The sequence below is a fragment of the Acinetobacter sp. GW821-FHT01E09 genome (genome assembly GCF_059422385.1).
On record NZ_JBWKWU010000001.1, the window covers coordinates 2129699 to 2143424 of the forward strand.

16 protein-coding genes are annotated in these 13726 nt (G+C 37.3%); 11 read left to right on the forward strand and 5 right to left on the reverse strand.

Annotated elements, in window-relative coordinates:
- The first annotated feature begins 89 nt into the window (after positions 1–89).
- The 5 genes from rpiA (at position 90) to AC07U8_RS09680 (ending at position 2878) form a co-directional block, all read left to right on the forward strand.
- On the forward strand, positions 90–761 hold the full coding sequence (rpiA, locus tag AC07U8_RS09660; RefSeq protein WP_034610544.1) for a ribose-5-phosphate isomerase RpiA: 672 nt from the start codon (positions 90–92) through the stop codon (positions 759–761).
- A gap of 99 nt (positions 762–860) precedes the next feature.
- Positions 861–1532, forward strand: coding sequence for a M48 family metallopeptidase (locus tag AC07U8_RS09665; RefSeq protein ID WP_494737766.1), 672 nt, complete (start codon positions 861–863; stop codon positions 1530–1532).
- Positions 1533–1584: 52 nt separating this feature from the next.
- On the forward strand, positions 1585–1941 hold the full coding sequence (locus tag AC07U8_RS09670; RefSeq protein WP_154129753.1) for a VOC family protein: 357 nt from the start codon (positions 1585–1587) through the stop codon (positions 1939–1941).
- A 28-nt stretch (positions 1942–1969) separates the two neighbouring features.
- A complete protein-coding gene (locus AC07U8_RS09675; protein ID WP_154129752.1) occupies positions 1970–2392 on the forward strand; it encodes a bleomycin resistance protein in 423 nt (140 codons plus the stop codon).
- A 54-nt stretch (positions 2393–2446) separates the two neighbouring features.
- Positions 2447–2878, forward strand: coding sequence for a GNAT family N-acetyltransferase (locus AC07U8_RS09680; RefSeq protein ID WP_154129751.1), 432 nt, complete (start codon positions 2447–2449; stop codon positions 2876–2878).
- On the opposite strand, the gene AC07U8_RS09685 is transcribed toward AC07U8_RS09680, so the two are convergent.
- Positions 2868–3689, reverse strand: coding sequence for an alpha/beta fold hydrolase (locus AC07U8_RS09685; protein ID WP_494737767.1), 822 nt, complete (start codon positions 3687–3689; stop codon positions 2868–2870). The two genes, AC07U8_RS09680 and AC07U8_RS09685, sit on opposite strands and share 11 nt — an antisense overlap.
- 3 nt (positions 3690–3692) lie before the next feature.
- A complete protein-coding gene (locus AC07U8_RS09690) occupies positions 3693–4445 on the reverse strand; it encodes an HD domain-containing protein (protein ID WP_494737768.1) in 753 nt (250 codons plus the stop codon).
- A gap of 449 nt (positions 4446–4894) precedes the next feature.
- On the opposite strand from AC07U8_RS09690, the gene AC07U8_RS09695 reads away from it, so the two are divergent.
- From AC07U8_RS09695 to clpA, 5 genes are all read left to right on the forward strand, one after another.
- Positions 4895–5995, forward strand: a complete 1101-nt coding sequence (locus AC07U8_RS09695; protein ID WP_494738592.1) for a GGDEF domain-containing protein — start codon at positions 4895–4897, stop codon at positions 5993–5995.
- Between the two features lie 120 nt (positions 5996–6115).
- Positions 6116–7165, forward strand: coding sequence for an N-acetyl-gamma-glutamyl-phosphate reductase (gene argC, locus AC07U8_RS09700; protein WP_034610273.1), 1050 nt, complete (start codon positions 6116–6118; stop codon positions 7163–7165).
- 82 nt (positions 7166–7247) lie between these two features.
- A complete protein-coding gene (locus AC07U8_RS09705) occupies positions 7248–7991 on the forward strand; it encodes a DUF6776 family protein (protein WP_004720739.1) in 744 nt (247 codons plus the stop codon).
- A gap of 21 nt (positions 7992–8012) precedes the next feature.
- Positions 8013–8438, forward strand: coding sequence for an ATP-dependent Clp protease adapter ClpS (clpS, locus tag AC07U8_RS09710; RefSeq protein WP_004720737.1), 426 nt, complete (start codon positions 8013–8015; stop codon positions 8436–8438).
- Between the two features lie 9 nt (positions 8439–8447).
- Entirely contained in the window at positions 8448–10724 is a 2277-nt protein-coding gene (clpA, locus tag AC07U8_RS09715; RefSeq protein ID WP_004720735.1) for an ATP-dependent Clp protease ATP-binding subunit ClpA, read from the forward strand.
- Between the two features lie 61 nt (positions 10725–10785).
- On the opposite strand, the gene AC07U8_RS09720 is transcribed toward clpA, so the two are convergent.
- Positions 10786–11694 (reverse strand): alpha/beta hydrolase, encoded by a 909-nt coding sequence (locus tag AC07U8_RS09720; RefSeq protein WP_494737769.1) that lies wholly within the window; start codon positions 11692–11694, stop codon positions 10786–10788.
- A 220-nt stretch (positions 11695–11914) separates the two neighbouring features.
- Here AC07U8_RS09720 and AC07U8_RS09725 point away from each other — a divergent pair, with 220 nt between their 5' ends.
- Positions 11915–12268, forward strand: coding sequence for a YnfA family protein (locus AC07U8_RS09725; RefSeq protein ID WP_151803110.1), 354 nt, complete (start codon positions 11915–11917; stop codon positions 12266–12268).
- A gap of 13 nt (positions 12269–12281) precedes the next feature.
- Here AC07U8_RS09725 and AC07U8_RS09730 read toward each other — a convergent pair whose 3' ends face one another.
- Together AC07U8_RS09730 and AC07U8_RS09735 are read right to left on the reverse strand one after the other, a co-directional pair.
- Entirely contained in the window at positions 12282–13349 is a 1068-nt protein-coding gene (locus AC07U8_RS09730; protein WP_494737770.1) for a hypothetical protein, read from the reverse strand.
- Between the two features lie 134 nt (positions 13350–13483).
- Entirely contained in the window at positions 13484–13714 is a 231-nt protein-coding gene (locus AC07U8_RS09735; protein WP_004720727.1) for a hypothetical protein, read from the reverse strand.
- Positions 13715–13726 lie beyond the last annotated feature (12 nt).

Genomic DNA, 13726 nt, shown 5'->3' on the forward strand with positions numbered 1-13726 from the left:
ATGAGCGCTCATTGTAACAAACCGTTGTACCTTTGCGTTTTAAAATTATGCAAAATGTGCAGGAAATTGAAATTTTATTGAGAGATGTCATGAGCCTTTATGCAACCCAGGACGAGAAAAAACAAGCTGCAGCCCAAGCCGCTTTAAAACACTTACCAAGAGGGGGCATTTTGGGAGTCGGTACTGGTAGTACAGTGAACTTCTTAATTGAATTATTACCTCAGTTACAACTTGAAGCAGCCGTAGCCAGTTCAGAAGCAACAGCTCAACGTCTTAAGAAATTAGGCATTGAAGTGGTTGATATGAACCATGTTGGTGGTTTAGATGCGTATGTAGATGGTGCTGATGAAATTGATCGTCATTTACATATGATTAAAGGCGGTGGTGCTGCACTCACACGTGAAAAAATCGTGGCATCTATTGCGAAAAAGTTTGTATGTATTGTTGATGACTCGAAATGGGTCGATCAATTAGGCCGTGAATTTCCATTGCCTATCGAAGTGATTCCTATGGCACGTTCAGCAGTTGCGCGTAAAATCGTATCTTTAGGTGGTGACCCAGTTTATCGTGAAGGTGTAGTAACGGATAATGGTAATGTCATTCTAGATGTGTATAACTTAAATATTTTGAATGCATTAGAGGTCGAAAAAACCATTAACGATATTCCTGGTGTAGTGTGTAATGGCATTTTTGCGATCAATAAAGCTGATGTTGCTGTAGTCGCCACCAATGATGGTATTGAAGAGCGTACCGCAGGATAAGAAAAATTTCCCCTAACTTCTGCTTGAGTAAAGACGAGGTTTACTACCTACCTTTTTTAAGTAAGCGTTGGGGGAGATTCTAAAAATAAGCGTATTAAGATGGCAAATCTTCCTGAAATAAAAATCACACATCATGCTCGGGCAACACGTTTACGTTTACGTGTTGAACCCACGCAGATTCGCCTAACTGTGCCCAAATATTGTACCCAACGTCAGATTCAGCATTTTTTACACGAGTCTGAACAATGGATGATTGAGACATGGCATAAACAGCAGGAAAAAATACAGCAAGTTGATCAGATATTACCGACAAGCTTGCAACTGTTTAATTTAAAGCAGCCCTTAGAAATTATTTATAAAACTCAAAAAAATAGCTATATTTTAGATGAGCAAAAGCATCAGTTATTTATCAGCGAGCGTCAGCCTGAAAGCTATTTAAAAGCTTTTGTGATTGCTTATGCAAAGCATTATTTACCAATCTATTTAAAGCAAGTCAGTGGTGAAACCCGTTTGAAATTTGGACAGTGTGCTGTTCGACACCCGAAAACGCGTTGGGGAAGTTGTACAGCCCGTCATGATATTATGCTCAATAGTGCATTGGTTTTATGTGATCAACAAATTACCCGTTATGTCTGTGTACATGAATTGGCACATACCAAACATTTTGATCATAGCGCTGCTTTTTGGTCTGAAGTTGAAAAGCATGATCAACACTATCAGCAGCATCGTAAAGTTTTAAAAAGTAGTGTAATGCCTTGGTGGTGGGCGTAATAAAATAAGTAAATTTCTAGATTGCATTAAAATAAAAAATGAGGAAAAGCGTATGACTGTAAAAAGAATCATAAGTAATATTAAAGCTTTAGATTTAGCCAGTGCCCAAGCTTTTTATGGTGATTTTTTAGCGATGGACTTGGTGATGGATCATGGCTGGATCAAAACATTTGCCAGTCAGGAAATCATGCATCCACAAATCAGTATTGCTTCGGAAGGGGGAAATAATACAGATGTACCCGATTTTTCAATCGAAGTTGACAATGTGGATGAACTTTATGAAAAAGCCAAAAAATTAGATTTAGACATTCTCTATCCGTTAACCAATGAAGACTGGGGTGTTAGGCGATTCTATGTCAAAGATCCATTTGGAAAGGTTGTAAATGTTTTACAACATATTGAATATTAAAAATTAATGAATTAAGTAGGATTTTTAAATGCAGTGGAATAAATTGGTTCCAGAATTGATCGTCACCGATTTGAAGAGAAGTTATCAATTTTGGGTGGAAATACTGGGTTTTTCTGTAATGTATCAACGGACTGAAGAAAAATTTATCTATGTGGAACTTGATGGAGTTCAGTTTATGTTGGAGCAACAACAACAAGGGCAATGGTTAACAGGAGTATTGGCCTACCCATTGGGAAGAGGGATTAACTTTCAGTTCGAAGTAGACCAACTCGACAGTATTTTAAATCGTTTGGATGTCGCACAATGGCCGCTGTTTGCAGCGTTAGAAGAACGTTGGTACCGTGCAGAAACTATAGAGCATGGACAAAAGCAATTTTTAGTTCAAGATCCAGATGGTTATTTATTACGAATTGTTGAGGTGATTGGGGAAAGAGCAATAACACTAGATTAGATAAGGCTGGCTTAAATAAGCTAAGGTTATAGGGACTTTAATGGAGGTACAGCGATGCACATCAGATCTTTTCAAAATCATGACCGAGCACCATTGAGTGAACTTTTTTTAAATACCAGAAAATTAAGTTGGCCGTGGTTGGATTCTTCGAAATGGGGGCTGAGTGATTTTGAAAAATACACTGAAAATGAAATGATTTTAGTGGCTGAAAAAGACCAAGAATATTTGGGATTTACATCTATTTACCTGCAAGAGAACTTTTTACATCATCTATTTATTGCCCCAAATGCTCAAAATCAAGGTGTAGGAGCAGCATTGCTACACGCAGCAGAACAATTGTTTACGGGTACAGGCTATCTCAAATGTTTATCAGAAAATAAACAAGCTTTGTCTTTTTATTTAGGTCATGGCTGGAAAGCAATCAGCACTGGAGTAAGTGAAGAAGGTGGATATATATTGATGTCAAAAGCAAAACTTATTCAGTAAAACCATCGATCCATTCCCGAATTGTTTCGACGACTTCATCAGGCTGTTTAATCCATGCACTATGTTGATTGCCTTTGCTTTTATGGGTTAAATCCAGCGTGTTTATTTGTGGTTTTTTAAAATAACCACTTAGGCCAAGCATTGAAGACATTGGTGCAAAATCATCGCCATTTAAATAGACAAATAAGGCAGCGTTATTCACCACGTTTTCTTGCCCAATAATATGTGCATAATTTCCTGTAAAGATAACTTTAGACCAATCACGCATTAAGGATTTTGTCTCTTTATTCCCAAAAGCAATTTTATAGCCTGCAAAATAACCATCTTTTAAAATCATGGCATTGATTACCGTGACTGCTTTTAAAATATTGATTTTACCTTTTAAGTCCCAATTTTTTAAACCGATATTGCCTGTGGCAACACCAATGACTTTATTTGCATGATTTTGTGCATAAAGTGTTGCTAAATGTCCACCTAAACTATGTCCAAATAAGATTGGAACTTGTTGGTTCAGTTCTAAGGCCAGCTTTTCCAGTTGAGGAATAAAGTCATTGAGTAAATCAGCATAACCATAATCAATCTTTGCTGAAACAGGCGGAGTATTACGCCCACAATGGGGATAATCAGCCACAATAACATTCAAGCCACTTTGGCTTAAAGCGGTAATAAGCACCTCGTATTTACTGATTGCTATGCCTAGCGCAGCCAGCAAGATAACACTATGGCTGTTTTCAGGGTTTGAATAAATATCGACTAGAATTGGATATTGCCCAAAATTAATATTCTTTTGGGTAAAAGAGGTATTTTTCATGATTTAGTCCTTAAAAATATTCATTTGAATCATGTTTGAAAGTCCGAGTTTGTGCATTAAAGCAGTCCGTGATTGAGGGTTTCTTTTTGCTTCAATTGAGATAAGTTTACGCATTTCTGAATTAAAATGTACCCGTGGATATTGGTTTAAAATTTGGTTTTTAAAACTGTTTGAAAATAAGTAGAGATCAGTCCCAATTACATCACAGGAAGTGGCTTTTTGTAGTAATAGCACTTCTTTAGAAAGACTGTGATCACTTTCATCTAAACTGCCATTCATATGTAAACAAATCGCATTTGAAATATTAACCATTTTGTCTTCGGGATAATGGTGTTTGCTACAGAGTGTTTCAGCTCTTAAGGCACTTTCAAAGTTAAAACATTGACATGCATATTGATCTAAATGATTAACCAGTCCTAAATCATGCATCAAACATGAAATAACAAGACTTTCTTGATCAAATTGCCATTGTTTGGTGTGGGCGATAGCAACAGCCCAAAAATAGCTCCGCCAAGAATGATTGATGATCGCTTGAGAGGCTGTTTGTTCTAATTCGTTCATCGCTTCTTTGACAATTGCTGTGTCAGGAATCTGAAAACTATTCAATGTAAATGAAGTTGAATCATGATTCGCTTTTAGAAAAGTTTTGCCATAGTTCAGTGTGGCAGGGATGAGAACTTGTTTGATAAGCTGAGTTTTTTCTTTAAAGCTAAGTTTTCCATTACTTGTATTCATCCACGCTCGTGATCCAATCATGACCAATGCGTCCTTTTGTTGATTTTAGAGTAATTACTCTAAATTATTATGCATAAATCATTTAGCAAGACAAGACCGTTTCTTTGAATTTGTTTGAATAGTCTTTTATGCCAAAAACGAGAATTAAAATGAAAAGGTTTGTTTATCATTTTTTTTTAGAGGTTTAATTTGATGATTTTATAGGCGATATCATTAAATTACATGTTTATTTGTGTATTTATCATCATAAATTTTAAGTAAGGGTATAATGCCTTAAAAGTATTTCTTAATAAAAACAGTTAAATTACAAAATAGTCTGATTATTTTAAGCATAAGTTGGGAGTGAATTAAAAAATACACTAAACTTGGCGACTTGCCAATATTTCCTATTTCTTATCATAAAGATATCAGACGTGAATTTTGCAGATACTCATTACTTTATTTTGATTGTACCGATCTGCCTGATATTAATGGGCAGTTTACTTTTGATCTGCCATTATTTTTTTAAAGCACCTAGTTATTTATTTTGGTTGGGTCTTGGATATATCGTGCCGTCTTTTGCTTTAGCTGCACAAAGTTTTATGTCTAACCAACAGTTAACACTCTCTGCACCTATTGTTGGTGGTTTATACCTATTTGGTGCATGGGCTAGTGCATATACTATGGCATTGAGAAAGAAAGCCAGTGCGCACACTTTAGTGGCTTTCATTTTGATCCTCATCACAATATGTCTGCTGGTCTACTATTCTTTTGTTGATGAACAGCTATGGATGCGAATGCTAATTTTAAACCTGAGCATTGCCACAGTTGAATCCTTAGTTTTAGTATCTATTTTTAAAGATGATAAGCAAAGTGATTGGTTAAATAAGCTGGTCGATTATTCTTACCTTTTTATTGTTTTATATACTTTTGTCCGCGTCATTATTATTTTCTTATTTTTGAAAAATATTGAAGCCAGTATGCTGGTAAATTCAGCATGGTGGTTAATGATGCTTGCTGCCAGCATTATCCTGAGCATGTGGTTTGCGATCGTACTTTTGGGAACATTAGTACGAGATATTATTTTGAAATTAAATGATGAACGTTCTAGAGATCCATTAACACATTTACTCAATCGCCGTGGATTTTATGATGCTGCTAAAATCAATTTAATCGATTTGCCAGAAAAACAATATTTTTTGTTGATGTGTGATGTCGATCATTTTAAGAAAATTAATGATACCCATGGGCATCTGGTCGGTGATCAGATTTTGCAAAGCGTAGGTCGTCTTGTTAGTCAGCATGTCGGTGAAAAGGACTTAGTGGGGCGTTTTGGTGGTGAAGAGTTTATTGTTTTATTACAAGTTAAAGATCTAAGTTATGCCTATAAAATTGCTGAGCGTATGCGGACTGCTATTGAAACTGAGCAATTTTTAACTCAACAGATCTTATTGACAGCCAGCTTTGGCTTAACACAAGTACGACATCGTAATTTAGCGAGTGGTATAGAAGCTGCTGACAAACTTTTGTATGTTGCCAAACGTAGAGGGCGCAACTGTATTGCGCAAGATTCATTAATCGAACTTATGTGAATTTAACTTTATCATAATGCTAAAATATCATAAAAACCCAGTAAAATAGTTTAGAAAGCATCAACTTCCTGTCATACTACAGCACTACAAAATGGATACTTTTAAATCGAGGTAAAAAACGTGATTTCAGTGGGTATTGTCGGTGGAACAGGTTATACAGGCGTTGAATTGTTGCGTCTTTTACTACGACATCCGAATGTTCAAGTGAATGTACTGACATCACGTACCGAAGATGGTCGCCGTGTAGATGATATGTTTCCAAGCTTACGTGGGCACACCGAGCTTAAGTATTCAGATTTAAACATTGATGAATTAAAAAAATGTGATGTTGTGTTTTTTGCGACCCCACATGGTGTGGCAATGCAGCATGCACAACAACTTTTGGCAGCAAATAGCAAAGTTATCGATTTAGCTGCTGATTTTCGCTTGCAGAATTTAGCACAGTTTGAAAAATGGTATGGGATGCAGCATGCCTGCCCAGAGATACTGAAAGACTCTGTTTATGGTTTATCTGAACTTAATCGTGAACAAATTAAAAATGCCAATGTTGTCGGTAACCCGGGTTGTTACCCAACAACTGTTCAGTTGGGATTAGCGCCACTTTTTAAGCAAGCTGAAACATTGGTTAAACCAGAAAGTATTATCATTGATGCGAAATCGGGTGTATCAGGTGCAGGGCGTAAAGCTAGTCTAGGCATGATTTATTCTGAAAATGCAGATAATTTTAAAGCCTATGGCGTTGCTGGACATCGTCATCATCCTGAAATTGTAGAAGCATTAGAAAATATTTCGGGTCAAAAAAATGTATTTGATCAGATTCTTTTTGTACCGCATTTGGTTCCGATGATTCGTGGTATGTTCAGTACAATCTATGTTGATTTGACAGAGCAAGGTGCAGCAGCAGATTTACAAAGTCTTTATGAAAAATTTTATGCAAATGAAATATTTGTAGACGTAATGCCTGCAAATAGTTCACCAGAAACACGTTCTGTCCGTGGTGCAAACCAACTCAGAATTGCACTGTATAAACCGCATCCGAACAAGTTAATTGTTTTGTCTGTTCAAGACAATTTAGTCAAAGGTGCGGCAGGACAGGCTGTACAAAATATGAACTTAATGTTTGGTTTTGCTGAAGATGCTGGTTTACAAGGTATCGGATTATTACCATAAAAAACGCTTTATGGCTTCACACACATATAACTTTGCGGTTAAATGTGTGTTTTGATTCTATCAATAATACTTAGAGATGATGATGCAGAACACAGAAACAAATACCGCGTCACAACCAGCTCAAGCACCGAAAAAGCCTTTTTTAAAAGGGAATATGCCTTTGGTGATCGGTGGGGTTGTATTATGTGCTGGCAGTGTACTTTTAGGTTATACGGTTGGACATCGCCAAGGGCTAACGGTAGTCGGTTTTGATGCAGATGCAGAACAGTTGGTAGAAGTTGTGAAGCAACAAAAAACAACGCTGGCTAATTTAAATAAAAGCCTAAATGCTGCTGTACAGGAACGAGACGTGGCTGTTTCGAATTCTAACGATCTGTTAGAGTCATTGAACAAAGCCAATGCTGAAAAATCACAAGTTGATGTGATGAGTGCGATTTATCGTGAAGTGTTAAAACAACGTGGCGGTTTGAGTTTAACCATTCAAAATTTGGCGGTTAAGCCATTACCAGAAAACGCTTATGAATATCAGCTTGATCTTATTCAAGTTAGTCCAAGACGTGCGACGGGTTCTGTTGAAATTCGTTTGATTAGCGGTACTGAGGTGTTAACAGTGCCAATGGCAGATGCGAATTATAATTTTACTGATTATGAGCGCTTAACTGGACGTTGGACCATGCCTAAGGGCTTTAATCCACAATTTATCGAAATCCGCCTAAATGGTGCCACGCCAGTGGTTAAACGCTTTAGTTGGTCACGTGGGCAAGCTGTAGACAGTGCAGCAGCGTTTGCTGCAGAGGTTCCTCAAGCTGCGGCTAATTCTCAATAAATCATAAGTATTTTGAAAAATATGCGAACTAATAAACGTCAAATGAGTTTAAATGAAGTGAAATCATCATTCCGTGATTCAGGATTTATAGATTGGCACTTGAGTATTCGTATAAGTAATTCAGAAGATCCAAACCATCCAGACCATGATCAAGCAGATGTTGCAGTACAAACTGCACCACCTGAAGTGAAGCGACCACCGATGTATTCTGTCGTTTTATTGAACGATGATTACACTCCGATGGACTTTGTTATTGAAATTTTACAACAATACTTTGCTTTGAATCTTGACCAAGCCACTCAAGTAATGTTAACAGTACATTATGAAGGAAAAGGTGAAGCTGGTGTTTATCCAAGAGACATTGCGGAGACTAAAGCCAACCAAGTTAATAACTACGCTCGATCTCAAGGTCATCCATTGCTTTGTCAGATTGAGCCAAAAGAATAAGGGGGTTTCATGCTCAGTCGTCAATTAGAAGTTTCACTCCGTTTGGCTGTTAGCATGGCTCGTCAAAAGAGACATGAGTTTCTTACGGTTGAACATTTATTATTGGCTTTACTTGATAACGATTCAGCGGTAAATGCCTTAAAAGCATGCGGTGCTGAAATTATCAGTTTGCGCAAAGAGTTAGAGGAGTATGTAGAACAACATACCCCTAAACTAGGAGAAAACAACGACCAAGCCCCTCATCCAACTGAAAGTTTTGACCGTATCTTACAACGTGCAATTTTCCACGTTCAGTCAAGTGGCGGTGATCGCACAGTAGAGGGTGCAGATGTACTGGTTGCGATGTACTCTGAGCGAGATTCTTTTGCCGTTTATTTACTAAAACGACATCAAATCAATCGTTTGACTTTAACCCAATATTTGTCACACGGTGCGCGTAAAGAAGAAATTCAAGTTGAAGAAGAATCTGATGATTTAGAAGGTGAATCAAATGCTTCAGCAAATGCTGGACCACTTGAACTTTATACTTTGAATTTGAATATTGAAGCGCAAAAAGGCAAAACTGATCCTTTAATCGGGCGTGAAAAAGAAATTGAACGAACTGCTCAAATTCTTTGCCGTCGACGTAAAAATAACCCATTGCTTGTGGGTGATCCTGGTGTGGGTAAAACATCGATTGCTGAAGGTCTGGCATGGTTGATTGTGAATGGTAAAGCACCTAAACCACTTGCGACTGCTGAAGTGTTTAGTTTAGACATTGGTGCATTGGTTGCAGGTACAAAATACCGTGGTGACTTTGAAAAACGCTTGAAACAGCTTCTCAATGCTTTGAAAAAGAAACCAGAAGCAATTTTATTTATTGATGAAATTCATATGATCATTGGTGCTGGCTCAAGTATGGGCAGTACCATGGATGCATCGAATTTAATCAAACCTGCATTGGCGAATGGTAGTTTACGTTGTATTGGTTCAACCACTTTCCAAGAATATCGCCAAGTATTTGAAAAAGATCATGCACTATCACGTCGTTTCCAAAAAATTGATGTGAATGAGCCTTCTATTTCAGAGACAATTGATATTTTGCGTGGTTTGAAAAGCAAGTTTGAAGATTTCCATCATGTTAAATATGAAGATACTGCGCTAGTTTCAGCGGTTGAGTTGTCTGCTAAGTTTATTAATGATCGTTTCTTGCCAGATAAGGCGATTGATGTGATTGATGAAGCTGGTGCACAACGTCGTTTAAAAGCTGAACAAGATGATACCTTGATTACAGTTGAAAATATCGAAGATATTATTTCGAAGATTGCACGTATCCCGCCAAAAACAGTATCTAAAGATGATAAATCGGTACTTGAATATCTAGAGCGTGATCTTAAACGTGTGGTATTTGGTCAAGATGAAGCGATTACAGCTTTGGCTTCTGCGATTAAACTGTCACGTGCAGGGTTGAAAGCGCCAGATAAACCAGTGGGTAGTTTTGTTTTTGCAGGGCCTACAGGTGTTGGTAAAACAGAAGTGACCAAGCAACTGGCAAAATTGCTGGGTGTAGAGCTTGTTCGTTTCGATATGTCTGAATATATGGAACGTCATGCGGTTTCTCGTTTGATTGGTGCGCCTCCAGGTTATGTTGGTTATGATCAAGGTGGTTTACTGACTGACGCGATTCATAAGAATCCGCACTGTGTCTTGTTATTAGATGAAATTGAAAAAGCACATCCAGATGTCTTTAACTTGTTATTACAAGTCATGGATCATGGTGCTTTAACCGATAACAATGGGCGTAAGTCTGATTTCCGTAATGTGATTATTGTATTGACTACCAATATCGGTGCTGAAAGTATTTCTCGTAACAGTATCGGTTTTACTGAGCAAGACAATAGTAATGACAATCAGGAAGCGATGAAACGTGCATTTGCACCAGAATTCCGCAATCGTTTAGATGGTGTAATTCAGTTTAAAGCATTGCCTACCACAGTGATTGAGTCTGTCGTTGATAAATTCTTAACCGAACTGCAAGCGCAGTTAGATGATAAAAAAGTGGTACTGGAAGTTGATCAATCTGCTCGCGATTGGATGGCTGAGAATGGCTATGATCGTTTAATGGGTGCTCGCCCAATGCAACGTTTGATTCAAGAACATTTGAAGAAACCACTTGCTGAGATGATTCTATTTGGTGAGCTTGCAGATCATGGTGGTAATGTTGCTGTTTCTGTGAAGAAAGAAAATGGTAAGGCGGTAGGGCTTACATTAGAAGTCTTTGAAGATCAGACTGCTGAACCAGCATAGTTGTAAATGAGCTTTATAATAACCCGCATTGATTGCGGGTTATTTTTTCTGAATGATAAGCTTATAAAATATCAATTTTCTTTAGCCAAGCTAAGAATAATGTCGGCCATTGCGTTGTTTCAGTATTGGCTTTGCCTAAGCCCCAACCATGTCCACCATTTTTGAAAAGATGTAATTTATAAGTGATCTTGTGTTGCTGCAAAGCGGTTTGCATATTGAGACTATTCTGAACAGATGAAATCGGATCATCAATGGCATGGGCTAAAAAGGTTGGAGGCGTATTCTGTTTGACTTGTAAATCAACAGAAAACAAGATTTGTTTGGCTAAATCATGTTTTGAGCCAAATAAGCTTTTATAAGCATGGGTATGATCTAGCGGCGCTTGCATACTAATGATTGGATAAAGTAATGCCACAAAATTAGGCCGAGCGGAAATTTGATCAATCGGATCATTTAAACTCGAAAATTGTTGTTGCCATTGTGTCGCAATGATTCCAGCTAAATGCCCACCTGCGGAGAAACCCAGTACACCAATTTTGTCTGGATCAATGTTGAATTGATGTGCATGATAACGAATGATACGCAGGGCTCTTTGGCCATCTTGAAAGGGCGCAAGCAGATTATTGCCATCCTGATTAGGTAAGCGGTAGATTAATTCAAATACGGTAAATCCCTGTTCTTGTAAAAACTGTGCAGTTGGCGTGCTTTCTTTGGCCAATTCCTCTCTGGCATAACCCCCACCACTAATGACTAAAATAGCGATATGATTGCTCTGTTTGGGGGGATATACGCGCAGTTGAGGAGCGATGATATGCTCAATAGCACCATGCTTAATTAGCGTATATTGTTCACTGGATGGTGCCAGTGTCGCGCTATTGGGCCACAGGGGAAGACTCAGTGTTGCAGCATCTACATTTTGGCTAAGCCAGAGGAAAATGAAGAAATTAAACACGAAATGATTTATTTTCATCCATAAAAAACCAAAAAATGTAGATGCTGATATTTTATCCTATTTTAAACAAGGCAAATTCATCAACATATTTTAAAAATGTATGCTTTTGTGGATGAGGCAAACAACAACTACAATTTATAGATAAAAGCTTAGTTGTTTTAGTATGCTCAAAATTTTATTGCTTAGCTCGCGTGAAAATCACATATACTCTAACTTCATGATTATTCTTTGAGTATCAATGGACATTGCATTTACTAAAATTTTAACTACGATTTTATTATTTCTTTTCACAGCTGTTGCAGAAATTTTAGGTTGTTATTTTCCTTATTTGATTCTGAATCAAAATAAAAGCCATTGGTTATGGATACCTACCGTTTTAAGTTTGGCGGTATTTGTCTGGCTATTAACCTTGCACCCGGCTGCTTCAGGGCGTATTTATGCCGCATATGGCGGTATCTATATCTTTAGTGCACTGATGTGGCTGAAATTTGTCGATCAAGTCAGCTTAACTCGCTGGGATTTGTTTGGTGGATGTATTGTAATCATTGGGGCTTTGGTGATTATTCTGCAACCGCAAGGTTTGATTCGTTAAGTCTCCAACAGCATTATTCTAACGTATCTTGCATTGTTTCAAGTTGATTGATCTTACATACTTTGGGAATTGCTTTACGATATGCAGCATAATCCTGTTTATATTGTTTAAACCATTTCTGATATTCAGGATTTAGCCTTAAATTGGCAAGATTGGGTTCATTTTCAAATGAGGATGGTTCTGTATTGTTCTCATCAGAAAATTCTAATTGCTTTAAGTAGGACATTGCTCGATCCGTTTGACCAAGCAGCGCATAGAATTCAGCGAGGAATTCCTTTTCTCGTTGAGTTTGCTTACGATTCATATTCACTACAGCTTCAATTTTAGCCTGATTATCACGTAACCATTTTTCAGCAAGGTTCGGATCTTCACGATTGAGATATTTAAAATACTGTTGCGCTAAAATAATAAAATTTCCAGCATCGAAAGCTTGATTGGGATCAGATAAATAGTGAAATAAAGGCTTTTTAAGTATATTGATGAGGCGTTTTTGCTCATTCTGATCATGATGATATTTCTGTAACAGCATCAGTTTGTCACTGAGTACCGCATAATAATTTTTCTCATACTCCTCATTGTCTGGTTGCAACTTCATTAAGGTCTCAAATAATTGTTCAGCCTTTAGCAAATAGTTTAGACGTGGCGTTGGGTCTATGTTTTTTCGATAGTACACCGACATTTGTGCATAGAATAACCCTAAATTATTGATTGCGATTGTATCTTTAGGATCACGTTTTTTTAACGCAAAATACGCCTGCTCAGTAAGTTCTTGAAAAGGCTGAGAGAGCGTGGTGCAGTGTTGTTCAAGCAAATATTCAGCATATCCTGAAGTCAGAATCGCATAGTTGTGTAAATAGACAGAATCGTTATATTCAATGTCTTTGGCTTTTAACAGTTTTTGCACATTGGGTTGGGCTTTCTGGATTTGAGCCTTAATCTGTGGTTCAAGTTTGGCAAGATTTTTGGTTGCTAATACTTGATCAGTTAAATCTTCTATGGCTTGAATCTCATCATCGTTGATATCTGCATAGCTAATTGAAGCGTTGAGTGATAATAAAAAAATTAGAATTTTAATTTTCATTGTTGATTCTGCATTTATCTATTCTTTGAAATAATTGTATACAAGCTAAGGAAAAACATCAAAAGTTGTTCTATTGGAATTAAAAAAGCATCCAGTAAACTGAATGCTTTTTCTTTCTTAGCGGTCATCCATGACTATTGAATAGGTGGATGCTGTAATTGGTTTAACTCTTTTTTACTGAAACCTCTAGAGATAAGTACCTTTTTAATCCCAGTAATTACATCCTGATCTGTTGCTTTCATCAACGCTGATAAAAGTTGATCATTGGATTTACAAGAGCAATCATTTTCAACACATGCAATTTGATTTTTATGTTCATTTTGCAATGTATCTTCAGCCGTAAACAGCTTTTGCCAAAAACTCATAGAGCCTTCATA

What these genes read in the sequence shown, in the direction of transcription:
- rpiA (WP_034610544.1), top strand. Translation starts at nt 90, where the DNA reads ATGAGCCTTTATGCAACCCAGGACGAGAAAAAACAAGCTGCAGCCCAA.
- AC07U8_RS09665 (WP_494737766.1), top strand. Translation starts at nt 861, where the DNA reads ATGGCAAATCTTCCTGAAATAAAAATCACACATCATGCTCGGGCAACA.
- AC07U8_RS09670 (WP_154129753.1), top strand. Translation starts at nt 1,585, where the DNA reads ATGACTGTAAAAAGAATCATAAGTAATATTAAAGCTTTAGATTTAGCC.
- AC07U8_RS09675 (WP_154129752.1), top strand. Translation starts at nt 1,970, where the DNA reads ATGCAGTGGAATAAATTGGTTCCAGAATTGATCGTCACCGATTTGAAG.
- AC07U8_RS09680 (WP_154129751.1), top strand. Translation starts at nt 2,447, where the DNA reads ATGCACATCAGATCTTTTCAAAATCATGACCGAGCACCATTGAGTGAA.
- AC07U8_RS09685 (WP_494737767.1), bottom strand. Translation starts at nt 3,689, where the DNA reads ATGAAAAATACCTCTTTTACCCAAAAGAATATTAATTTTGGGCAATAT.
- AC07U8_RS09690 (WP_494737768.1), bottom strand. Translation starts at nt 4,445, where the DNA reads ATGATTGGATCACGAGCGTGGATGAATACAAGTAATGGAAAACTTAGC.
- AC07U8_RS09695 (WP_494738592.1), top strand. Translation starts at nt 4,895, where the DNA reads ATGGGCAGTTTACTTTTGATCTGCCATTATTTTTTTAAAGCACCTAGT.
- AC07U8_RS09705 (WP_004720739.1), top strand. Translation starts at nt 7,248, where the DNA reads ATGCAGAACACAGAAACAAATACCGCGTCACAACCAGCTCAAGCACCG.
- clpS (WP_004720737.1), top strand. Translation starts at nt 8,013, where the DNA reads ATGCGAACTAATAAACGTCAAATGAGTTTAAATGAAGTGAAATCATCA.
- clpA (WP_004720735.1), top strand. Translation starts at nt 8,448, where the DNA reads ATGCTCAGTCGTCAATTAGAAGTTTCACTCCGTTTGGCTGTTAGCATG.
- AC07U8_RS09720 (WP_494737769.1), bottom strand. Translation starts at nt 11,694, where the DNA reads ATGAAAATAAATCATTTCGTGTTTAATTTCTTCATTTTCCTCTGGCTT.
- AC07U8_RS09725 (WP_151803110.1), top strand. Translation starts at nt 11,915, where the DNA reads ATGGACATTGCATTTACTAAAATTTTAACTACGATTTTATTATTTCTT.
- AC07U8_RS09730 (WP_494737770.1), bottom strand. Translation starts at nt 13,349, where the DNA reads ATGAAAATTAAAATTCTAATTTTTTTATTATCACTCAACGCTTCAATT.
- AC07U8_RS09735 (WP_004720727.1), bottom strand. Translation starts at nt 13,714, where the DNA reads ATGAGTTTTTGGCAAAAGCTGTTTACGGCTGAAGATACATTGCAAAAT.